Here is a 21,909-nt window from a genome sequence, read left to right on the forward strand (position 1 = left end):
GGTTGCATGTCATTGTCCAAGCACCACCAGAGCCAGTCCGCCATGCCCGAGCCGGTGCTTGAGCCGGCGCGCTTTCAGCGGCGCCTGCTCGACTGGTACGACCGCCACGGGCGTCACGATCTGCCCTGGCAGGCACCGCGCACGCCCTACCGGGTGTGGGTGTCGGAAATCATGCTGCAGCAAACCCAGGTAGCTACCGTTATCGGCTACTTCGAACGCTTCATGCAGCGCTTCCCCACCCTTGGCGACCTGGCCGCCGCCGAGCAGGACGAGGTGCTGCACCTGTGGACGGGGCTTGGCTACTACGCTCGGGCGCGCAACCTGCACAAGGCGGCCCGGGCGGTGGTGGAGGATTATGGCGGCGAGCTGCCGACCTCAAGCGTGGATGAGCTTACCGCACTGCCGGGCATCGGCCGCTCCACCGCCGGGGCGATCATCGCCCAGAGCACCGGTGCACGGGCGGTGATGCTCGACGGTAACGTCAAGCGCACGCTTACCCGCCTGCACGCGGTAGAAGGCTGGCCCGGCAGGCCGAAGGTGGAGCGCGGCCTCTGGGCATTGGCAGAGCATTACACCCCCGAGGCGCGGCTTGCCGACTACACCCAGGCGATGATGGATCTGGGCGCGACGCTGTGTAAGCGCGGCACCCCGGACTGCGCGATCTGCCCGTTCAGCGACGTCTGCGTGGCCCACGCCCGGGGCGAAGAGCGCCGCTATCCCGAGTCCCGGCCCAAAAAGGCCGTGCCCACCCGGCAAACGCTGATGCTGATGCTGCATGACGGCCGGGGGCGCGTATGGCTCGAGCAGCGCCCGCCCGCCGGGCTCTGGGGCGGGCTCTGGTGCCTGCCGCAGTTCGATACCCACGACCAGCTTCACGACTGGCTGGCCACCCACGCCAAAGCCCCCGAGCGCGAGCCGTCGCGGCCGACGTTTACCCACGTGTTCAGTCACTTTCGCCTGGAGATCACCCCCCAGCCGGTGCGCTGCGATGAGCTTGACGCCGTGCGCGAAGGCGGGCGCTGGTACGACGTCAACAACCCGCCGGCGCTGGGGCTTGCCGCGCCGGTCAAGCGCCTGCTCACCGAGTTTGCCGTGGAGCTGGCGCCGTTTCGCCTGGATAATGCGCCGGGCCATGCGTAGCCTGTTAAGCCAACCATCCCGCGTTGCTGTAAGGAGTCATCCATGAGTCAGACCGTCTTTTGCCGCAAGTATCAGCAGGATATGGAGGCGCTGCCGTTTCCGCCGCTGCCGGGACAGAAGGGGCAGGAGATTCAGGCCAGCGTGTCCAAGCAGGCATGGGAAGAGTGGCAGGCGCTGCAGACCCGTCTGATCAACGAAAAGCACCTCAATATGCTCGACCCCGAGTCCCGGGCCTATCTGATGGAACAGATGGAGCGCTTTCTGGATAACCGCGAAACCGACCAGGCCGAGGGCTATGTTCCGCCCGAGGCCTGAGCGCTTGCCGAGAGGCGGCACGGCGCGTAGAACATAAGCCGCGGAAAGGAAAGGTAGAAACGAAAGAAAGTTTTACAAAGCGGTTGACGGAGGGCGCCGCTTTTAGTTTAATACGCACCGTTGGCGGCGGCCGGATAGCTCAGTTGGTAGAGCAGTGGATTGAAAATCCTCGTGTCGGCGGTTCGATTCCGTCTCCGGCCACCAAAGTTGGGGTATCGCCAAGTGGTAAGGCACCGGTTTTTGGTATCGGCATGCGCAGGTTCGAATCCTGCTACCCCAGCCATTCGCCAACACGATTTCTTGTTGAATGTGCCCAAGGCTTCAAGCCTCTGGCATGTTCGTTTCTCAAGAAAGCGCCGTGCCGACATAGCTCAGTTGGTAGAGCAACTGACTTGTAATCAGTAGGTCCCGGGTTCGACTCCTGGTGTCGGCACCACTACAGAATCCTTTGTAGTCAGTGCGTTAGAGAACATGAAAAAGCCGCCTTCAAGGCGGCTTTTTTGTGTCTGCTATTTAACCTGCCGTTGTCGACGCGGAGTCGCCGCATGAACCTGCCTTTTGCGATACCCGAGGAGCTCCTAGCGTATCTGAATCATCCGCTGGCATGGGGCCTTGGCGCGGTGCTGGCCCTGATGTTGCTGATTGCGCTGATCAAGCGACTTACCCCCAAGCGGCGGGCTCGCTATCGGGCGCACGAGTTCCTTTTCACCCAGGCCGAGTGGCGCTTTGCCGAAGCGCTGCAAAAAGCCATCGGCAATGACTGGCTGCTGATGGGCAAGGTGCGGATAGCGGATTTGCTCGCCGTGGAGCGCGACCCAAGGCTTCCCCGGGGGGAATGGCTGCGGGCGTTTTCGCGCATCAGCCAAAAGCACATCGACTACGTGCTGGTCGACCCGGATAGCGGGCGGGTAGCGTGCTGTATCGAGCTGGACGACGCCTCGCACCAGCGTCGGGACCGACAGGGGCGGGATCACTTCGTCAACGCGGCCTTTGCCCAGGCCGGGGTACCGCTGCTGCGCATTCCCACCGCCCGGCGCTACGAGGCGCAGGCGCTTCGCGAGCATATCCGGGCGGTGATTCGCGAGCGCCCGGCAAGGCCCGGAAAGCGCGGCCGCAGGCAGGCGCCAAGGAGGCGTTCGGCATAGCAGCCGGCGGCGTCTCTACGCCTATAGTGCAAGACGTTAGCGCTTTTACGGGCCCCTTGTTTCTTCTACCTTGACGGTTGAGAACGTACAAGATGATGCCGGTCGTCGCATTGGCACGGTCCCCTGTCGAACAAGGAGAAATGGAATGGCAGAGCCAACCACGTCGTCCGGGCAGACGCATCCGCCGCCCGTCGCTTCCCTGTCGTTTCGCTTTGGCGCGCTCGGCGCCGCCGTGCCGCTGGCGTTTTTCGTCGTCTGGGCGATCACCATCAGCGTGCTCGGGCTGTCGTCGGAAATCGCTCTGGTCATGGGCGCGCTGTTCGGTATCGTGCTGGGGCTTTTCTGCTGTGCCAGCCGCTGGTCCGACTATGCCAACGGCCTGTTTGAAGGCATGACCCAGCCGGTGGGCGTGGTGGCCATCGTGGCCTGGTTCTTTGCCGGCATGTTCGCCCAGGTGCTGCAGGTGGGCGGTCTGGTGGAGGGGCTGGTGTGGCTCGGCGGCGTGTCCAACGTCACCGGCGGGCTCTTTGTGGCCATGACCTTCGTGCTGGCGGGAATCTTTTCCACCGCCGTAGGCACCGGCTACGGCACCACGGTGGCCTTTTGCACCCTGATGTATCCGGCCGGGGTGGCCGTGGGCAGCGACCCCACCATGCTGTTCGCGGCGATTCTCTCCGGGGCGATCTTCGGCGACAACCTGGCCCCGGTCTCGGACACTACCATCGTCTCGGCTACCACCCAGGGCGCTGACGTGCCCGGCGTGGTGCGCAGCCGCTTCAAGTATTCCATTGCCGCGGCGATCCCCACCGTGATCCTGTTTGCCGTGTTCGGCGGCGGGGGGGACGCAAGCTTCGCCGACCCGGCGGCCCTCGAGGAGATGATGGCCTCCACCGAGCCCATGGGGCTTTTGATGCTCGCGCCGTTTGCGCTGGTGCTGATTCTGGCGCTGTCCGGCCAGCACCTGCTGACCTCCTTGACCTGGGGCATTATCGCCTCGGTTCCGGTGATCCTGGTCGCCGGCACCGGCGCGCTTGCCGACATCATCGGCTTTGACTCCGAGGCCGACACCGTGATGACCGGGGCGCTGGTGCAGGGGGTCAAGGGCTACGTCAACATGGCGATTCTGATTCTGCTGATCGTCGCCTCGGCCTACCTGCTCAAGCTGGGCGGGACCATGGAAGCGATCACCGGCAAGCTGACGGCCTGGATCAGGGACTCCGTACGCCGAGCCGAGCTTGCCATCTGGGGCATCGTGGCGCTGTTGAACACCGCCATTACCATCAACACCGCCGCGGAAATCGCCGCCGCGCCCTTCGTCCGCGAGCTGGGCGAGCGCTACCGCCTCCACCGCTACCGCCGGGCCAACATGCTCGACGCCATGACCTCGGCGCTGGGCTATATTTTCCCCTGGGGCGCGCCGGTGCTGCTCGGCTGGTCGACCATCAAGCTGATGCAGGACACCTACGAATGGCTGCCGAGCGTGGCCCCCACCCAGGTGTTTCCGTTCGTCTTTCAGGGCTGGCTGCTGGTCGCGATCATGCTGGCGGCGGCGCTGACCGGCTGGGGGCGGCGCTATGAAGGCGAAGGCGGCGAGGAATTGAGAGAGCCGCCGGAAAAGACGGCACGCACCGCAGCCAACGGAGAAAGCACATGACCCGGGCGTTTCAGCAAGAGCTTGAAAGCCGGCTTGACGAGCTCCACGACGAGGGCCTTTACAAGCACGAGCGCGAACTGATGTCGCCCCAGCGGGCGCAGGTCAAGGTCGCCCGGGGCGAGGTGATCAACTTCTGTGCCAACAACTACCTGGGCCTGGCGGACGACCCGACGCTGATCAAGGCCGCCGAGCGCGGCCTGCACGAGCAGGGCTTCGGCATGGCCTCGGTGCGCTTTATCTGCGGCACCCACGCCGAGCACCGCCGGCTGGAAAGGCGCCTGGCCGAGTTTCTCGGCATGGACGACGCAATTCTGTATTCCTCCTGCTTTGACGCCAACGGCGGGCTGTTCGAGACGCTGCTCGGCCCCGAGGACGCGGTGGTTTCCGACGCGCTGAACCACGCCTCAATCATCGACGGCATCCGCCTGTGCAAGGCGGCCCGCTACCGCTACGCCAACAACGACATGGCCGAGTTGGAAGCCCGCCTGCAAGAGGCCGACGCGGCCGGGGCCCGCTTCAAGCTCATCGCCACCGACGGCGTATTTTCCATGGACGGCGTGGTGGCCAACCTCACCGCCATCTGCGATCTTGCGGAAAAGTACGACGCCATGGTGATGATCGACGACTGCCACGCCACCGGCTTTCTGGGCGAGGGCGGCCGCGGCACCCACGAATACCACGGCGTGATGGAGCGGGTGGATATTGTGACCACCACGCTGGGCAAGGCGCTGGGCGGCGCCTCCGGCGGGGTCACCGCCGCTCGGGGCGCCATTGCCGAGTGGCTGCGCCAGCGCTCGAGGCCGTACCTGTTCTCCAACGCCCTGGCGCCGCCCATTGTCGCGGCGAGCCTTGAGGTGCTCGACATGGTCGAGCAGGGCGGCGAGCTGCGCCGCCGGCTGTGGGACAACGTCGCCCGCTTCCGCCAGGGGCTCGAGCGTGCCGGCTTTACCCTGGCCGGGGCGGACCATCCGATCATCCCGGTGATGCTGGGCGACGCCCGGCTGGCCTCGACCTTTGCCGAGCGTTTGCTGAGCGAGGGCATCTACGTCATCGGTTTTTCCTACCCGGTAGTGCCCCGGGGGCAGGCGCGCATTCGCACCCAGATGTCTGCGGCGCACACCCCGGAGCAGATCGATGCGGCCCTTGAAGCCTTTACCCGTATCGGCCGTGAGCTGGAGGTCATTGCATGAAAGCCCTCGCTAAAAAGCACGCTGAGCCCGGCATCTGGATGATCGATGCCCCCGTGCCCGAGCCCGGCCATAACGACGTGCTGATCAAAATCCGCCGCACCTCGATCTGCGGCACCGACCTGCACATCTACCACTGGGACGAGTGGGCGCAGAAAACCGTGCCGGTGCCGATGATCACCGGTCACGAATACAGCGGCGAGATCGTCGCCCTGGGCGAAGGCGTGGACGGCTTTGCCGTGGGCGACCGCGTTTCCGGCGAAGGCCACGTGACCTGCGGCTACTGCCGCAACTGCCGCGCCGGGCTTCGCCACCTGTGCCGCAACAGCATCGGCGTGGGCGTCAACCGCCAGGGCGCCTTTGCCGAGTACATGACGCTGCCCGCGTACAACCTGTTCAAGCTGCCCGACGACGTTGCCTTTGATCTGGCGGCGATTTTCGATCCCTTCGGCAACGCCGTGCACACAGCACTTGCGTTTGACCTGGTGGGCGAGGACGTACTGGTCACCGGCGCCGGTCCCATCGGCATCATGGCCGCCGCCGTGGCCCGCCACGTGGGGGCGCGCCACGTGGTGATCACCGACGTCAACGACGAGCGCCTGGCCCTTGCCCGGCGCATGGGCGTGACCCGGGCGGTCAACGTCTCCCGGGAGTCCCTGACCGACGTCATGGCCGAACTTGCCATGACCGAAGGCTTTGACGTGGCGCTGGAAATGTCCGGCGTGGCCTCGGCCATCGACCAGCTGCTCGACGCCATCAACCACGGCGGCAAGATCGCCATGCTGGGGATCCCCCCGGGCGAAATGCCCATCGACTGGAGCCGGGTGATCTTCAAGGGGCTGACCATTCGCGGCATCTATGGCCGGGAAATGTTCGAAACCTGGTACAAGATGGCAAGCCTCATCCAATCCGGGCTGGACCTGGAGCCGATCATCACCCACCGCTTTGCCATCGACGACTTCGAGCAGGCATTTGCCCTGGTGGGAGAGGGCAGCTCCGGCAAGGTAGTGATGAGCTGGGACTAGGCGCGCCTCGTCAAGCGCAAAAGTGAGCGGAGGCCGCCGGCGAATTTTGCGCCGGGGCCGTTTATTGGGCATGCTGAACGTCTGTTATCGCGCCGCTATTCACCCCGCCGGATGCCGCCCATGCTGACCCTTGTTCTCACCGTTGCCACCGCCATCCTGCTGGCTGCCTCTACCCTGGGACGCGTTCCCATCCACCAGTGGTGGGCCCGGGCCTGCGAGTTCCCCCGGCTGCAGATCGCAAGCCTTGCCGCACTTTGCCTGGTGCTCTCGGCCTTTGCTGATGCCGACGCGCGCCTCTGGCTGATGCTTGCCAACGCGCTGGTGGTCGCAGCGCAGCTGTACCGTATTCTGCCCTATACCCGGCTTACGCCGATTACCGTCAACCCTACCGACCCCGATGGCGACGAGTCGCGCTGCGTCACTCTGCTGGTGGCCAACGTGCTCACGCCCAACCGCCAGGCATCGAAGCTTATCGAGCAGATTCATGAGCACAAGCCCGACGTGGTGCTGACGCTGGAAAGCGACGACTGGTGGCAGGAGCAGCTTGACCCGGCGCTGGACGAAGGCTGGCCGCACAGCGTGAAAATCCCGCTGGACAACCTCTACGGCATGCACCTGTATTCCCGCCTGCCGCTGCCGGAGGCCGAGGTCAAATGGCTGATTCAGGACGATATTCCGTCCATACATAGCTGGCTTGAGCTGCCCGACGGCGAGCGTATCCGGTTTTATGCCCTGCACCCGCGCCCGCCGGCTCCCAGCGAAAGCGAAACCTCGCTATGGCGCGACGGTGAGCTTCTGCTGGTGGGGCAGATGATCCACCGCGACCCCAAGCCGACGCTTGCCGCCGGCGACCTCAACGACGTGGCCTGGTCGCGCTCCACGCGCATGTTTTGCCGGGTCAGCCACATGATGGACCCCCGCCGGGGACGGGGCATGTTCAGCACCTTTCACGCCCAATATCCGTTTCTGCGCTGGCCGCTGGATCACATCTTCGTCAGCGAGCACTTTACCCTCACCCACATGCGCCGGCTCAAATCCATCGGCTCGGATCACTTCCCCATCATGGCGACGCTCTGCCTGCAGCTGTCGCGCAAGGATGAGCACGACGCCCCCGAGGCCGACGGCGACGACCGCGAAGACGCCGCCGAGACCATCAGGGAAGCCCGGGAGGAAAGCCAGGACTAGCGCGCCGTTTTCGACTGACCTGCTGTGCTGGCCGGAGCCTCGGGCAGCGGCAGGGTGCCGTACATCTGGCGCGCCTTGAAGATGGTGCGAAACTGCGTGGGATCGTGGGGCGTGAGGTCGTGCGCCGGCGGATTGACGTACACCACCAAAAGCCGCGAGAGCCAGTAGCGCAGCGCGGTCATGCTCAGCATGGTCGGCCACAGCGCGCGCTCGTCGGCGGTCAGCGCCCGGCGTGCCTGGTAGGCGTTGATGATAACGTCGTGGCGCGCCTGATCCAGGCGGCCGTCTTCAGCGGTGGCCCAGTCGTTGATCACAATGGCAAGATCAAACAGCAGATCGCCGGTGCAGCCGTTGTAAAAATCGATGATGCCGCCGAGCCTGTCGCCCTCGAACAGGGTGTTATCGCGGAACAGATCGCCGTGCAGCGCGCCCTGGGGCAGCTCGCCCCGGGCGGCAAATTCGCCCTCGAAGTCGTCCACGGCGTTTTTCATCAGCGTCTGATCTTCCTGGCGCAGAAATCCCAGCACCTTGTGGTGCATGGCCGTAAGCCAGCTCAAGTCCCGCGGGTTGGGGCGGTGCCCGGAAAAATGCCGGGAGAGCTGATGCATCCGGCCAAGGGTGTCGCCGATGACCCGGCACTGCTCAAGGCTGGGGTTTTCCGGGTGGCGGCCGGGCAAACGCGGAAACAGCAGCGCCGGCTTGTCGGCCAGGCGCTTGAGCGCCACGCCGTCGCGGTCGTGAACTGGGCCGGGAATCGGCAGGCGATAGGCGTCGAGATAGTCAAGCAGGTCAACAAAAAACGGCAGCTCTTCCTGCTCGCCCTGTTCAAAGAGGGTAAGCACCAGTTCGCAGCGGTCGGTGGTAACAAAAAACGTGGAATTTTCCGTGCCGCCGGCAACGCCCTGCAGCGACACAAAGCGGCCCACGTCAAAAGGCTCCAGGAACGTAGCGACCTGCGCGTCGCCAAGCGGAGTGAATACAGCCATGAGAATCTCGCTCGGGTTGCCAAGCCTCGTATTGTAGCGGCTTGACGTCCGACTTGGCAGCGTTGCAGCGGCAGAGCTCCCTCATGCCTTGGTCCATACCCGCTGGGTAAAGCCCCGGCGCTCGCCGGAACAGCGGCACTGCGCGTATTATGGCCGACATTGTTGTGTCGCCCCCATTTTCTGACATCTTTTTTCGGCAACGGATACTGGCTATGGCTCGTGCACCCATCGTTTTAGTTGACGGCTCTTCCTACCTTTACCGGGCGTTTCACGCGCTGCCGGCGCTGACCACCTCTACCGGGGCGCCTACCGGCGCGGTCAAGGGCGTGCTCAATATGCTCAAGCGCCTGATCAAGGACTATCCCGAAAGCCCCATGGCGGTGGTGTTCGACGCCCCGGGCAAAACCTTTCGCGACGAGCTTTACGAGGAGTACAAGGCCAACCGCCCGCCGATGCCCGACGACCTGAGAAGCCAGATCGAGCCGCTTTACCAGTGCGTCAGAGCGCTGGGGCTGCCGCTTTTGTGCATCGAGGGCGTCGAGGCCGACGACGTCATCGGCACCCTTGCCCGCCACGCCACCGAGGCCGGGCGCGACGCAGTGGTCTCCACCGGCGACAAGGACATGGCCCAGCTGGTCAACGGCCATATTACGCTGGTCAACACCATGAAGGGCGAAACCCTGGACGTCGCCGGCGTCGAGGACAAGTTCGGCCTGCCGCCGGAGCGGATCGTCGATTTTCTCGCGCTGATGGGCGACAAGGTCGATAACATTCCCGGCGTGCCCGGCGTCGGCGAGAAAACCGCGCTGGGACTCTTGCAGGGCATGAACGGCGGCCTGGACACTGTGTACGGCGATCTGGAGCGCGTGACGACGCTCGGCTTTCGCGGCGCCAAGAGCCTGCCCAAAAAGCTCGAAGCGCACCGCGATCAGGCGTTTTTGTCGTATGACCTTGCCACCATCAAGACCGACTGCGAGCTGCCCGCCGGCCTCGACGACCTGGAGATTGCCCACCCGGACCGGGAGGCGCTGGTGGCGCTCTACCGCGAGCTCGAGTTCAAGCGCGAGCTTGCCGAGCTTTTGGAAGGCCGGGACGAAGGCGTGGACGACGTGAAGGGCGGCACCTCGGCACCGGAAAGCGCCGCCGAAGGCGATGGCGATACTGGCGAGTCGTCTTCCCGCCAGCGAGAAGATGCGGTTATCACCATCCAGAAGGAGCTCGACGCCTGGCTTGCCCGGCTACAAAAGGCCGAGCGCTTCTGCTTTGACCTGGAAACCACCAGCCTCAACTACATGGAGGCGGAGATCGTCGGCGTAGGGCTTGCGCTCGAGGCCGGCGAGGCGGCCTACATTCCGCTGGCCCACGACTATCTCGACGCCCCGGAGCAGCTCGACCGCCGGGCGGTGCTCGAGGCGCTCACTCCGCTCTGGGAGAGCGCCGACAAGACCAAGCTCGGCCAGAACCTCAAGTACGATATCTCGGTGCTGGCAAGCTACGGCATCAGCGTCGCGCCGCCGCTTGCCGACACCATGCTCGCCTCCTACGTGCTCAACTCCACCGCCACCCGCCACGACATGGACTCGCTGGCGCTCAAATACCTGGGCGAAACCACCACCGCCTTTGCCGACGTGGCGGGCAAGGGCGCCAGGCAGCTCACCTTCAACCAGGTGGCGCTGGAGCAGGCCGTGCCCTATGCCTGCGAAGACGTGGACATCACATTGCGGCTGTTCGACGAGCTGATGCCCCGGGTCAAGGGCGAAGGCCGGCTGGAAGAGGTGCTGGAAACCCTTGAGCTGCCGCTGATCCCGGTGCTCTCGCGCATGGAACGCGCCGGCGTGGCGCTGGACGTCGAGCGCCTGCACGCCCAGAGCAAGGAACTCGAGGCGCGCATTCACGAGCTGGAACAAAAGGCCTTTGATCTGGCCGGGCGCGAGTTCAACCTGAGCTCGCCCAAGCAGCTCGGCGAGATTCTGTTCGACGAGCAGAAAATCCCTGTGCTCAAGAAAACCCCCAAGGGCGCACCGTCCACCGCCGAAGCGGTGCTTGAGGAGCTGGCGCTGGATTACCCATTGCCCAAGGTCATCATCGAACACCGCGGGCTTTCCAAGCTCAAGTCCACCTACACCGACAAGCTGCCGAGGCTGGTCAACCCTGTCACCGAGCGGGTGCACACCAGCTACCACCAGGCGGTGACAGCCACCGGGCGGCTGTCGTCGTCGGACCCCAATCTGCAGAACATTCCCATCCGCACCGAGGAAGGGCGCAAGATCCGCCAGGCGTTCACCGCTCGGCCGGGCTACCGCGTGGTCGCCGCCGACTACTCCCAGATCGAGCTGCGCATCATGGCGCACCTGTCCGAAGACGAGGGGCTGCTCAAGGCCTTCGCCGAGGGCAAGGACATCCACGCCGCCACCGCCGCCGAGGTGTTCGGCACCGAGCTTGGCAAGGTCACAGGCGACCAGCGGCGCAGCGCCAAGGCCATCAACTTCGGGCTGATCTACGGCATGAGCGCCTGGGGTCTTTCCCGCCAGCTGCACATCGAGCGCAACCAGGCGCAGATCTACATCGACCGCTACTTTGACCGCTACCCCGGCGTGGGCCGCTACATGGAGCGTATCCGCGCCCAGGCCGCCGAAGACGGCTTTGTCGAAACCGTTGCCGGCCGGAGGCTCTACCTGCCCGAGATCACCGCCCAGAATCGCAACCGCCGCCAGGCCGCCGAGCGCACCGCGATCAACGCGCCCATGCAGGGCACCGCGGCGGACATCATCAAACGCGCGATGATCGACGTCGACGCCTGGCTGCAGGAAGGCGAGTTTGACGCCCTGATGGTGATGCAGGTCCACGACGAACTCGTCTTCGAAGTCGCCGAAAGCCAGATAGACGCCTTCAAGAAAGAAGTTGCCAAACGCATGGAAAACGCCGCCAGCTTAAGCGTCGCGCTAACCGTAGAAGCGCAAAGCGGCACCCACTGGGACGAAGCGCATTAAGCAGGAGGAAGTGAAGGCCGGCTTTAAACCCGAGATTGCTTCGCTGCGCTCAATGAAAGGGACTCCTCCCCACTCCGATGCCTCATCGGGCAGAATGGCGTTGAGACCACCAAAAGAGGGGGAAGAGTCATGAACCAGCATACGGCGATTGGCATTGATTTGGCAAAGCAGGCGTTTCAGGTGTGCATCGTGAATACCCGTCAACAACGCGTTCGTACCAACAAAGTGCTGAAGCGCGCGGAGCTGCTGGATTACCTGCGGCGTCAGCCAAGCTGTCGCGTCTTCATGGAGGCCTGCGGCGGCTCGCATCACTGGTCGCGGCAGTTCCAGGCCATGGGGCATGAGGTACGGCTTATTGCACCGCAGTTTGTCACCCCGTTTCGCAAGGGGCATAAGACCGATGCCAACGATGCGCTGGCGATCGTGGAGGCCGGGTTGCGACCCCACATGCGTTTTGTGCCTCAGAAAAAACTGGAGCAGCAGGACCTGCAGAGCCTGCATCGCATCCGAGATCGTTACATCAAACAGCGCACCCAGCTGATCAACCAGGTACATGGCCTGCTGCAGGAATACGGCATTGTCTCCGGGCGCGGTCAGGCGGCCCTGAAGCGGACCCTGTGGCGTGTGCTGGAGGACGCGGAGAACGAACTGACGTTCACGATACGCGAGCTGCTGGCCGACCAAATGGCCGAGCTGGACCATCAAAATGAGCGCATTCACCGCCTGGACAAGCAAATGGAGCAGCTGAGCCGCGCCATTCCGGCGTGTCAGCGGCTGCAGGCCGTGGAAGGCGTCGGCCCCGTCGTTGCCACCCAGCTCTACAGCGCCCTGGGTAACGGCAAGGCGTTCAGCAAAGGACGACAGGCGTCGGCCTACCTGGGCCTGACACCGCGCCAGTTCAGCAGCGGCGGCAAGGTGGCCATGACGGGGATAGGCCGAACCGGCCAGCTCTCCCTCAAGGCCGCGCTGATCCGCGGGGCGCATTCGGTAATCCAGCGGCTGGGCGACAAGCAGGACAGCAAAAGCCACTGGCTGAGAGCGCTGGTCGACCGCGTGGGCAAGAACAAGGCGGCCGTTGCCCTGGCCAACAAAACCGTGCGAGTGGCCTGGGCGCTGCTGCACGGCAACACGACGTACCGGGCGGATTATGTAGACACCGAATTCCAGTGCTGATGGCCGGTTGGCCACCAGTACAGGGGATGCTGGCACGCTAGGGTCTGTTGACGTTTCATGGCAGGGGTATTGGCAGGATAGGGGCAAGCTCACAGAATAAAGGTTCCTAAGCCAACAAACTGCAAGCCTGCCATGCCCCGACAAATGCTCACGGATGAACACTGGCCGAAGCTGAAATCTATCCTGCTTCAACAAGGTATTTATGACAAGACCGATCTGCGTACCACGGTGGAAGGCATCCTTTATCGGATGCGAACCGGCTGCCCGTGGCGGGACCTACCGGAGGCGTTTGGCCCCTGGAACACGGTCTACAAGCGCTTCAACGCCTGGTCAGCGAGTGGAAAGCTGATGAGGATTTTCATCTCTCTGGTGGAAGATCCTGATGTCGAGTGGCTATTTATTGATGGTTCCTACGTCAAGGCTCACCAAGATAGCACTGGGGCTGCCACGGAAGATGCAGAAGCCATTGGCAAAAGTCGTGCAGGCAATACCAGCAAGATCCACTTGGCCGTGGATGCTTATGGGTTGCCGATCGCCTTCAGAATAACCGGGGGTGAAGTGCACGACAGCACGGAAGCCCAGGCATTGATTGACGGTTTGCCGGCAGGTGACGCGCTGGTGGCTGACAAAGGCTATGACAGTGAACGTATCCGTGAGCAGGTCGAAGCCAAAGGAATGGCTGCCGTCATTCCACGCAGGCGTAACTCGAAAAAAGGAAATGCCAATCTGGACAGAGGGTTATATCGCTACCGGCATCTGGTTGAGAATGCCTTTGCTCGATTGAAACCGTATCGCGCCATTGCGACGCGCTACGATAAGCTCAAACGAAATTACGAAAGCATGGTGGCCTTGGCATGCGGCTTTTTATGGCTACCAATGTGAAACGTCAACAGGCCCTAGTGCCATCACCTTGTTGCCGAGCCACGAGGGATGAAAAACAGGTCAGACCGACCTTCTCAAAACCTGATCATTGCGATGGCTGAAAGGCCTAATGCTCGTTGAGGAGAGAAGGTGCGCGACGTTCATCAGGGTCAGGGGATAGCGACCCCGTATAAAGACCGACTATACGCACGCATCGGCTGTGTTTTTCAGGCTTTCGAGGCTTGCAACCGGGGAGGAGTCCCTATACGCAATGACACGGGGGCAGACTGCGGGGCACCGGTTGCAGGCGCTTCGCTACCCCAGCACCTGCGGGTTCAGCTGCCATACCGAATAGTTGAGCGCCGCGGCAAAGCCGATCCACAACAGATAAGGGACGAGAAGAGCACCGGCCAGCCGCTGCGTCCGCCAGAAGGTGGCGGTTGTCGCCGCCACCAGCACTATCAACAGCAGAATGTTGAAGAACCCCAGCGCGCCCTGGTGCCAGACAAAGAACACCCAGCTCCACAGCGCGTTCACCCCCAGCTGCACCAGAAACAGCGCAAGCGCCCGCCGCTGGCGCGTAAACCCGCCCCGTCGCCACACCAGCCAGGCGGCAACGCCCATCAGCGCGTAAAGCGTCGTCCACACCGGCCCAAACACCGAGGCGGGCGGCGCCCAGTCAGGCTGTGCAAGCTGGTTATAGAACGCGCTGGCCTGTATCGAGGCAATCGCCCCCACGGCAGACGCTGCGAAGCTTATTGCCAGCCAGCCCAGCAGGCCGAAGGCTTGTTGCGGTTTTGAGAATGATGGCATGGGGGGTTTCCGGCTGTTGGTTGAGCCCGTGATTCTTTCACGGGGGTAGCTGCCGATAAAATCTTGCTGCCCCCAGCCTACTCCGGCGGCCCTTTGCCCGCATCCTCCAGCGTCCGCGGCCGGTAGTCGTATCCTTCATCGTTCCAGCGCTGCCATACGCTTGGGTCTACGGTAACGTTGATCGCCGGTTTGCCTTCCAGCCCTTGGGCAAAGGGTCGGTAGTGGCGGCCGTCTCCCGAGTGGCGAATGCGGTTCCAGCGAGCATAAAGCCCACACATAAACGGGCTGAAAGAGTCCGTCGGCGCCGTTTGCCAGGCGTCTGTGGCGGCGGTGAAGGCATCCAGCGCCAGCCCCGCCGCGGCGGCCTTTTCGCTCATCCACTGGAGTGAGATATCCGCCAGGGGGTCGTCGCCGTAGCCGCCGCCGACGTTGGCGTGGGCGCCGATAAACCAGCGCTGCTCCACGTCGCGGTTGTCCGCCTTTTGCTTGCCGTCCCGGCTGACCCACAGGGGCACCTCGTAGGCGGCGCGGTGCTCGTCCAGCGCCACCGCGTGGTAGGCGTAATCCACGGTGCTGGAAAGCTCGGTATCGTGCCACGAATACTTGCCGTGCTCGGACAGGTTGGTGCCCGGCACGCCCAGCGCACCGACGGTATCCCACACGCCGATGAAGTGAATTCGCGGCGTGTGGCCGTAGTAGTGCTTGAACGTATGGCACGACTCGTCGTCAGGATTCAGCTTCCCGTCCCGGTAGAGTGCCTCGGCTTCGTCCAGCAGACCGGGCGTGACAATGCGTAAAAGCCCGCATTTGCGGATTAGCCCGGCCAGGCTTCTGGCCGTATAGGCTCCGCGGCTGAAGCCGAATAGCCAGATGTCATCGCCGTCGGTATAGCGCTTGGCGAGCCACTCGTAGCCTTCCCGCAGGTTGTCGCTCAGGCCGTAGCCGGTGATGCCGCCCAAATAATGCCCGGGCCACCCGGTTCCCACGCCCGGGTCGTAGAAAAATCGCTGTCTGACATTACCGTCGTACTCGTGGAGGCGCTGGGCCAGGCGGAAGACGTTGGTGCGGTCCTGCGGGTCGTTCCAGGTACCGTCGAACAGAAGAATCAGTTTTTGTTTTGTCATGATCGCTCCTGGGGGGAAGGGGCGATGGCAGCAAGCGTCGCGGTCCTCTACCATCAAACATTCATTCAAGATAGTAAGGATATGCCCGTGGATCGACTTTATACCGCGGCTGTCGCCGCTGCGCCGCGTCGCGCGTTTCCGCTCAGGGGGCTGGCCGCCGGCGTGCTGGCCGGCACGCTGCTGCTGTCGCCGTTGGCCATGGCCCAGGAGGCCATACTGGAAGGCGAGCGCTTTCACCCACAAGAAAGCACCCAGGGCATGGTGGCCACCAGCCATACCCTGGCGTCCGAGGTGTCCCGGGACGTGCTGGCGAACGGCGGCAACGCCGTGGACGCCGCGGTCACCGCGGGCTTTGCCCTGGCCGTGACCCAGCCGCGCTCGGGCAACATCGGCGGCGGCGGCTTCATGCTGATTTCCGATGAAGACAGCGGCGAGGTCATCGCCATCGACTACCGCGAAACCGCTCCCGCCGCGGCCACCGAGACCATGTTCCAGGACGAAGAGGGCGACGCCGTGACCGAGCGCTCGCGCTACACCCACCTGGCCTCCGGCGTGCCGGGTACCGTGGCCGGCCTGGCGCTGGCGCTGGAAGAATACGGCACTCTGAGCCTGGAAGAGGCGCTGGCCCCGGCCATTCGCCTGGCCGAGGACGGCTTTGCCGTGCCCCCGCGCTTCGTCAAGGGCCTGGAAGATACCCGGGAGCGCTTCGAGCCCTGGGAGGCCAGCATGGCGAAGTTTTTCAAGGAGGACGGCTCGTCCTATCGGGCCGGCGAGATCTTCCGTCAGCCCGACCTGGCCGCCACGCTCAAGCGCATCGCCGACAACGGCGCGAGCGAGTTCTACGAAGGGGAAACCGCGCGCTTGCTGGTCGACGAAATGGACAGGCACGGCGGGCTGATGACCCTGGACGACCTCGCCGGCTACGAGCCGGTGATCCGCGAGCCCAGCCACGGCACCTACCGCGGCCACGACGTCTACGCCATGAGCCCGCCCTCGTCCGGCGGCGCGCACATCGTGCAGATGCTCAACGTGCTCGAGGGCTATTCCATCGGCGAGATGGGCTTTGGCGCGGCGGACACCATGCACGTCATGGCCGAGGCGATGAAGCGCGCCTACGCCGACCGCGCCGAGTACCTGGGCGACACCGACTTCGTCGACGTGCCGCTGGACGGCATCACCTCCACCGACTATGCCGACGAGCTGCGCGAGCAGATCGACATGGACAAGGCCACCCCCAGCGACGAGATCAGCGCCGGCGACCCCGCCGCCTACGAGTCCAACGAGACCACGCACTTCTCGGTGGTGGACGGCGACGGCCTGGCGGTCTCCAACACCTACACTATCAACTTCAGCTACGGCTCGGGCATCGTGGCGGAAGGCGCGGGCTTTCTGCTCAACAACGAGATGGACGACTTTTCCGCCAAGCCCGGGGTGCCCAACGCCTACGGCCTGATCGGCGGCGAGGCCAACAAGGTGGAGCCAGGCAAGCGCATGCTGTCGTCGATGACGCCGACCATCGTCAAAAAGGACGGCAGCAACTTCCTCGTCACCGGCAGCCCCGGCGGCTCGCGCATCATCACTACCACGCTTCAGGTGCTGATGAACGTCATCGACCACGACATGAACGTTCAGTCGGCGGTCAGCGCACCGCGCATGCACCACCAGTGGCTGCCCGACGAGGTCCGCGTGGAAGCCGGCTTCAGCCCGGACACGCTCGAGCTGCTGGAGCAGCGCGGCCACACCGTCAGCCAAAAGTCGGCCATGGGCGCGGCCCAGTCCATCGTCATTGAGGACGGCGTTTTCTACGGCGGCGCCGACCCGCGGCGCTCCACGTCCTCGGCGATCGGCCTCTAACCCGGCCGTTACGCCGTCGTCGGCCAGCCGGCCGCGCCTGAGGCTTGAACCCCGGCGGGTTATTTTCGCTCGGGGCCAAAGCCTGGCGCGGCCGGTTTTTTTGTGCGTACGCCATTCAGCCGGCGGGGCAGGGCGGCCGCTATCCCGGGCGATTAATAGCGGCACCATCGGGAACGATTCACATTTACCTTGACTGGCAACGGAATGCACTTGAGAATGAGTCGCTTTAAACGCCCCCTGACTCATTTCACAAGAACCATTCATAAGGATCTGACAAGTGAATTCTGGTATTACCGCGACCCGCCGCTCGCCCTATCGCACCTTTGCCACCGCGGCAAGCTTCGCCGTGGCCTCTACCGCTCTGCCGGCCATGGCGCAAACGCCCGAGGCCACCGAGCTCGACGCCGTCACCGTGGTGGGCGAGAAGAACACCGGCAACAAGGCGGAATATTCCGCCTCGGACAAGTTCGTCAAGCCGCTGCTGGATACCCCGCAAACCGTCACCGCGGTACCGGAAAAGGTCATCGAGGAGCAAAAGGCGCTGAGCCTGCGCCAGGTGCTGTCCAACGTCTCGGGCATTACCTTTGACGCCGGCGAAGGCGGCGGCGGCTCCGGCGACAAGATCAATATTCGCGGCTTCAGCGCCAATGCCAACATGAAGGTGGACGGCCTGCGCGACAGCAGCCAGAACAACCGCACCGACATGTTCAACGTCGAGCGGGTGGAAGTGATCAAGGGCCCAAGCTCGGTCTTTGGCGGCGCGGGCACCACCGGCGGGGTGGTCAACATGATCAGCAAGACCCCGCAGCAGCGCGACTTTGTCGACGCCAGCGCGGGGATCGGCACGGACAACCGTCACCGCGCTACCCTGGACGCCAACCAGACCCTGGAGGGGCTGGGCACCGACAGCGCCTTCCGCCTGAACCTGATGGCGCACGAAAACGACAAGCCCGGCCGCGACGAAGTCGAGCAGGAGCGTTTCGGCATCGCGCCGTCGCTGACCGTGGGGCTGAACGACACCACCCGCGCGACGCTTTCCTACAAGCACCAGGAAGACGACAACCTGCTGGACTACGGCCTGCCCGCCCGGGACGGCGAGGTGCTGCCGGGGGTGGATCACGAAGCCTACTACGGCTGGAGCAATCTCGACGACGAAGACATCGTAAGCGATACGGCCACGCTCAAGCTGGAGCATGACTTTACCGCCGATACCCGGCTGGAAAACAAGACCCGCTATACCCACCTGGACCGCGATACCACTATCTCTGCGCCGCACACGGACATGGAAGGGCTGGCGCCCGGGCGCTACAAGCCCGCCGGCCCCCAGGCCTACCGCCGCGATGTGACCACCGAGATGTGGATCAACCAGACCCAGCTGAGCACGAGCTTTGCCACCGGCAACCTTGAGCACGAGCTGCTGGTGGGCGCCGAGTTCTCCCGGGAGACCTACGACCGTACCGCCTCCAACCTGGGGCTGGGCTCGGACGCTCATCCGTACCCCGACAACGGCTACGACATCGGCAACCCGCCCGGGCGCTGGGACGGCGGCACCACCTACACGCACCGCGGCGCCACCGAGGCGACGCTGAACAACCAGGCGGTGTATGCGTTTGACACCATCAGCTTCACCCCGCAATGGGATCTGAGCCTGGGCCTGCGCCATGACTGGATCGACGGGGAAACCATCGACAAGGACGACAACGAGCGCACCAGCACCCGGGACAGCGAGTTCAGCGGCCGCGCCGGGCTGGTCTACAAGCCGGCGGAAAACGGCCGGGTGTATCTGGCCTACGGCACTTCGTTCAGTCCCTCGGCGGAAAACCTCGCCACCTCGGGTGGCCTGCCCCGGGGCGACGGCGGCGAAAACCTCTCCCCGGAGAAGAGCAAGACCTGGGAGCTCGGCACCAAGTGGGAGCTGATGAACGGCCGGCTGGGGCTGAACGGCGCGCTGTTCCGCGTGGACAAGGACGACGTGCGCGAGCGCGACGCCAGCGGCGATCTTTATCTCGCCGGCAAGCAGCGCGTACAGGGCGTGGAGCTGGGCATGACCGGCGAGCTGACCGACGCCTGGGACGTGTACGCCAACTACACTTACCTGGACAGCGAAACCCGCGAGTCCATCGCCGGCGCCCAGACCAACGGCCGCGATCCGGAAGGGCACTCGCTTGGCAATACCCCGGAGCACAGCCTGAGCCTGTGGTCCACCTACGACATCACTAACGACGTGCAGGTGGGCTACGGCGCCCAGTACGTGGACGAGCGCCACGTGGCCTCGGACGTGGCCGCCAAGGTGGACGACTACTGGCTGCACAACGCCATGGTGGCCTACCGCGTCAACGACCGGCTCAGCGCCCAGCTCAACGTCAACAACCTCTTTGACAAGGAATACGTTGAGGGCGTGCGCGGCCGCCCGGGGACCGATTCCCGGGGCTCCGCGGTGGAAATCGGCGACGGTCGCTCGGGCGTGCTGACGCTGGACTATCGGTTTTAATAACCGGTTTCAATAACCGGTTTTTGCGCAACGCAATCCGCCCGGCCCGGCTGCCTGTATAAGGCGCCGGGTCGGTGCTTATCCGCTTATCAAGGAGATACCGCCATGATGCTTCACGTGCCCGAGGTGTTCGACAAGGCCCAGGTGGCCGAATGCCGCGAGCTTTTGCGCCAGGCGCAGTGGCAGGACGGCAAGGCCACCGCCGGCTTTCAGTCGGCCATGGCCAAGGACAACATGCAGCTGCCCGAAGACTCCGACGTGGCCCGCCACCTAAGCCAGGTCGTCACCCAGGCAGTGCAGCGCCACCCGCTGTTTATCGCCGGGGCCCTGCCCGAGCGCATTTTTCCGCCGCTGTTCAACTGCTACCAGGGCGGGCAGTCCTTCGGCCTGCACGTGGACAACGCCATGCGCCTGGACCCTGGCCGGGGGGAGTATCTGCGCACGGACCTCTCGGCGACGCTGTTCTTCAGCGAGCCGGACACCTACGAAGGCGGCGAGCTGATCGTCGAAGACACCTACGGTGCCCACAGCGTCAAGCTGCCTGCGGGGGATTTGATTCTCTACCCGGCATCCAGCCTCCACCGGGTCACGCCGGTCACCAAAGGCGCGCGCCTGGGGTCGTTTTTCTGGATTCAGAGCATGGTTCGCGACGAAGGCCAGCGCAGCCTGTTGTTCGACTTGGACACCTCTATCCAGCAGATCCATCAAAACCTCGGCGCCGACCACGCCGCCAGCGTCCAGCTCACCGGCGTCTATCACAACCTGCTGCGCCGCTGGGGGATGTGAGGCGTTGCGCGAACTCGGATCTCGATGAAACGCCGCGTTGGCGGCCCGGCCTTTCCATGCGATTAGTCGGCTCGGTCGAGCCCCATCTGCCAAAAGTCGATTTCCAGCCGTGTAGCGTCGCGGAAGGTAGTGGTTAGCTGGGCGAAACGCTCGGGCGTCACGTCAGCCAAGCGGGTATCGAGCCAGGCAATTTCGTCGCGCATGGCCTCCTGGAAGGCGTCGCTTTCATACATTTTCAGCCACTTTTCGTAGGGGTTGGCGTCGCCGCGTACGGTGAAGGGCTGCCTGGCCTGCCACTGGGAAATCTCGCCGTAGCCCACCAGGCAAGGGGCGAGGGCCACGTGCATGTCGAGCAGGTCGCCGCGGTTGCCGGTATCCAGCACGTAGCGGGTGTAGGCCATGGTGGCGCGAGCTTCGGGCAGTGCGGCCAGGTCAGATTCTGAGATACCCCATTCGCGGCAATAGTCGATGTGAAGCTCGAGCTCGACGTCGATGATGGTTTTGAGGCCTTCCAGGCTGTGGCGCAGCTCAGCCATGTCGCGGCTTTTGTAGACGGCCAGCGCATAGGCGCGCCCGAAGTGCATCAGAAACAGATAGTCCTGCTTGAGGTAGTGGCGAAAAGCCTCTTCTTCCAGCGTGCCGGCGGCCAGCTGGCGCACGAAGTCGTGCTCGATATAGGCGCGCCATTCGTCAGCGCAGGCTGCGGTTAGGTCGGTAAAGCGATAGCTCATGATATCTCCGGTGTTGGACAAGTCAGCCAGGTCAGGCTAAACCCGTCAGTAAATCCGGAGTGCGCGAAGGCGAGGAGCGGAGGATAAAGGGGAAGGCGCGGGGGGTAGCGATACGCCATGCCCGCCGAGCCTGCCGCCTGATTCCCTACGCCGGTATAGGTGTGGCCTTGCCGCACTTCACCCGGATCAGGTTCTACGGGACCGGCGCTAGGAATTCGGTTATCGTCGCGCTACCCCGAATCTGCGCCATCTCAGCCGGTTTCACCGGCACCCCGTCAAGCGAATTGGCAGTCTAGCAGCTGAGGTTTTTGAGTGACAATCGGCGCTGGCGCAGGCCGCTTTACAGGTTTTCGTGGGAGGCCGGTTTACCGGGCGAAACCGGCGCGTAGCGCCGGCCCGTGGCGTTGCGTCACTGCCTGTAATCAAATTTTTCTGAGTCGTGGCCAAAA

The 21,909-nt window shown here is 64.0% G+C and carries 17 protein-coding genes, 3 tRNA genes and 1 riboswitch; of the genes, 16 read left to right on the forward strand and 4 right to left on the reverse strand.

Annotated features, from left to right (window positions below; genetic code table 11):
- Positions 1-6 precede the first annotated feature (6 nt).
- The 10 genes from mutY to P1P91_RS03160 all read left to right on the forward strand — a co-directional run bounded on the left by mutY (position 7) and on the right by P1P91_RS03160 (position 7,651).
- On the forward strand, positions 7-1,140 hold the full coding sequence (mutY, locus tag P1P91_RS03115; RefSeq protein ID WP_376717192.1) for an A/G-specific adenine glycosylase: 1,134 nt from the start codon (positions 7-9) through the stop codon (positions 1,138-1,140).
- A gap of 42 nt (positions 1,141-1,182) precedes the next feature.
- Positions 1,183-1,455, forward strand: coding sequence for an oxidative damage protection protein (locus tag P1P91_RS03120; protein ID WP_311884453.1), 273 nt, complete (start codon positions 1,183-1,185; stop codon positions 1,453-1,455).
- Between the two features lie 128 nt (positions 1,456-1,583).
- Positions 1,584-1,659 (forward strand) — tRNA-Phe (locus tag P1P91_RS03125).
- 4 nt (positions 1,660-1,663) lie between these two features.
- A tRNA-Gln gene (locus P1P91_RS03130) sits at positions 1,664-1,738 on the forward strand.
- Positions 1,739-1,815: 77 nt separating this feature from the next.
- Positions 1,816-1,891, forward strand: a tRNA-Thr gene (locus tag P1P91_RS03135).
- Between the two features lie 109 nt (positions 1,892-2,000).
- Entirely contained in the window at positions 2,001-2,600 is a 600-nt protein-coding gene (locus P1P91_RS03140; protein WP_311884455.1) for a DUF2726 domain-containing protein, read from the forward strand.
- 145 nt (positions 2,601-2,745) lie between these two features.
- Positions 2,746-4,254, forward strand: coding sequence for a Na+/H+ antiporter NhaC family protein (locus P1P91_RS03145; protein ID WP_311884457.1), 1,509 nt, complete (start codon positions 2,746-2,748; stop codon positions 4,252-4,254).
- Complete coding sequence (locus tag P1P91_RS03150) at positions 4,251-5,444, forward strand: glycine C-acetyltransferase (RefSeq protein WP_311884458.1); 1,194 nt, start codon at positions 4,251-4,253, stop codon at positions 5,442-5,444. Before P1P91_RS03145 ends, P1P91_RS03150 begins: the two co-directional genes overlap by 4 nt.
- On the forward strand, positions 5,441-6,466 hold the full coding sequence (gene tdh / locus P1P91_RS03155) for an L-threonine 3-dehydrogenase (RefSeq protein ID WP_311884459.1): 1,026 nt from the start codon (positions 5,441-5,443) through the stop codon (positions 6,464-6,466). The genes P1P91_RS03150 and tdh overlap by 4 nt, the downstream gene beginning before the upstream one ends.
- A 120-nt stretch (positions 6,467-6,586) precedes the next feature.
- A complete protein-coding gene (locus tag P1P91_RS03160) occupies positions 6,587-7,651 on the forward strand; it encodes an endonuclease/exonuclease/phosphatase family protein (protein WP_311884460.1) in 1,065 nt (354 codons plus the stop codon).
- On the opposite strand, the gene P1P91_RS03165 is transcribed toward P1P91_RS03160, so the two are convergent.
- Positions 7,648-8,637, reverse strand: a complete 990-nt coding sequence (locus P1P91_RS03165; protein WP_311884461.1) for a homoserine kinase — start codon at positions 8,635-8,637, stop codon at positions 7,648-7,650. The two genes, P1P91_RS03160 and P1P91_RS03165, sit on opposite strands and share 4 nt — an antisense overlap.
- A 212-nt stretch (positions 8,638-8,849) precedes the next feature.
- Between P1P91_RS03165 and polA the strand changes: the two genes are divergently transcribed.
- From polA to P1P91_RS03180, 3 genes are all read left to right on the forward strand, one after another.
- A complete protein-coding gene (polA, locus tag P1P91_RS03170; RefSeq protein ID WP_311884462.1) occupies positions 8,850-11,627 on the forward strand; it encodes a DNA polymerase I in 2,778 nt (925 codons plus the stop codon).
- Positions 11,628-11,756: 129 nt separating this feature from the next.
- On the forward strand, positions 11,757-12,800 hold the full coding sequence (locus tag P1P91_RS03175; protein WP_311884464.1) for an IS110 family RNA-guided transposase: 1,044 nt from the start codon (positions 11,757-11,759) through the stop codon (positions 12,798-12,800).
- A 132-nt stretch (positions 12,801-12,932) separates the two neighbouring features.
- Positions 12,933-13,682: an IS5 family transposase gene (locus P1P91_RS03180; protein ID WP_311881913.1), complete on the forward strand. Its 750-nt coding sequence runs from the start codon at positions 12,933-12,935 to the stop codon at positions 13,680-13,682.
- 294 nt (positions 13,683-13,976) lie between these two features.
- Here the strand turns inward: P1P91_RS03180 and P1P91_RS03185 are convergent, their stop codons facing one another.
- On the reverse strand, positions 13,977-14,474 hold the full coding sequence (locus P1P91_RS03185) for a TspO/MBR family protein (RefSeq protein ID WP_311884466.1): 498 nt from the start codon (positions 14,472-14,474) through the stop codon (positions 13,977-13,979).
- 77 nt (positions 14,475-14,551) lie between these two features.
- The gene (locus tag P1P91_RS03190; protein ID WP_311884467.1) at positions 14,552-15,598 is read right to left on the reverse strand and encodes a DUF2235 domain-containing protein; all 1,047 of its coding nucleotides are present in this window, start codon (positions 15,596-15,598) and stop codon (positions 14,552-14,554) included.
- 162 nt (positions 15,599-15,760) lie between these two features.
- Between P1P91_RS03190 and ggt the strand changes: the two genes are divergently transcribed.
- The 3 genes from ggt to P1P91_RS03205 all read left to right on the forward strand — a co-directional run bounded on the left by ggt (position 15,761) and on the right by P1P91_RS03205 (position 20,729).
- Positions 15,761-17,452, forward strand: a complete 1,692-nt coding sequence (gene ggt / locus P1P91_RS03195; RefSeq protein ID WP_311885675.1) for a gamma-glutamyltransferase — start codon at positions 15,761-15,763, stop codon at positions 17,450-17,452.
- Positions 17,453-17,729: 277 nt separating this feature from the next.
- The gene (locus P1P91_RS03200; protein WP_311884469.1) at positions 17,730-19,943 is read left to right on the forward strand and encodes a TonB-dependent receptor; all 2,214 of its coding nucleotides are present in this window, start codon (positions 17,730-17,732) and stop codon (positions 19,941-19,943) included.
- 105 nt (positions 19,944-20,048) lie between these two features.
- Positions 20,049-20,729, forward strand: a complete 681-nt coding sequence (locus tag P1P91_RS03205; protein WP_311884470.1) for a Fe2+-dependent dioxygenase — start codon at positions 20,049-20,051, stop codon at positions 20,727-20,729.
- A gap of 62 nt (positions 20,730-20,791) precedes the next feature.
- Here P1P91_RS03205 and tenA read toward each other — a convergent pair whose 3' ends face one another.
- Positions 20,792-21,460, reverse strand: a complete 669-nt coding sequence (gene tenA, locus P1P91_RS03210) for a thiaminase II (RefSeq protein ID WP_311884472.1) — start codon at positions 21,458-21,460, stop codon at positions 20,792-20,794.
- A gap of 124 nt (positions 21,461-21,584) precedes the next feature.
- A riboswitch (TPP riboswitch) is annotated at positions 21,585-21,745 on the reverse strand.
- Between the last annotated feature and the right edge of the window lie 164 nt (positions 21,746-21,909).

Origin of the sequence: Halomonas piscis, assembly GCF_031886125.1 — a bacterium.
Taxonomy (GTDB): domain Bacteria; phylum Pseudomonadota; class Gammaproteobacteria; order Pseudomonadales; family Halomonadaceae; genus Vreelandella; species Vreelandella piscis.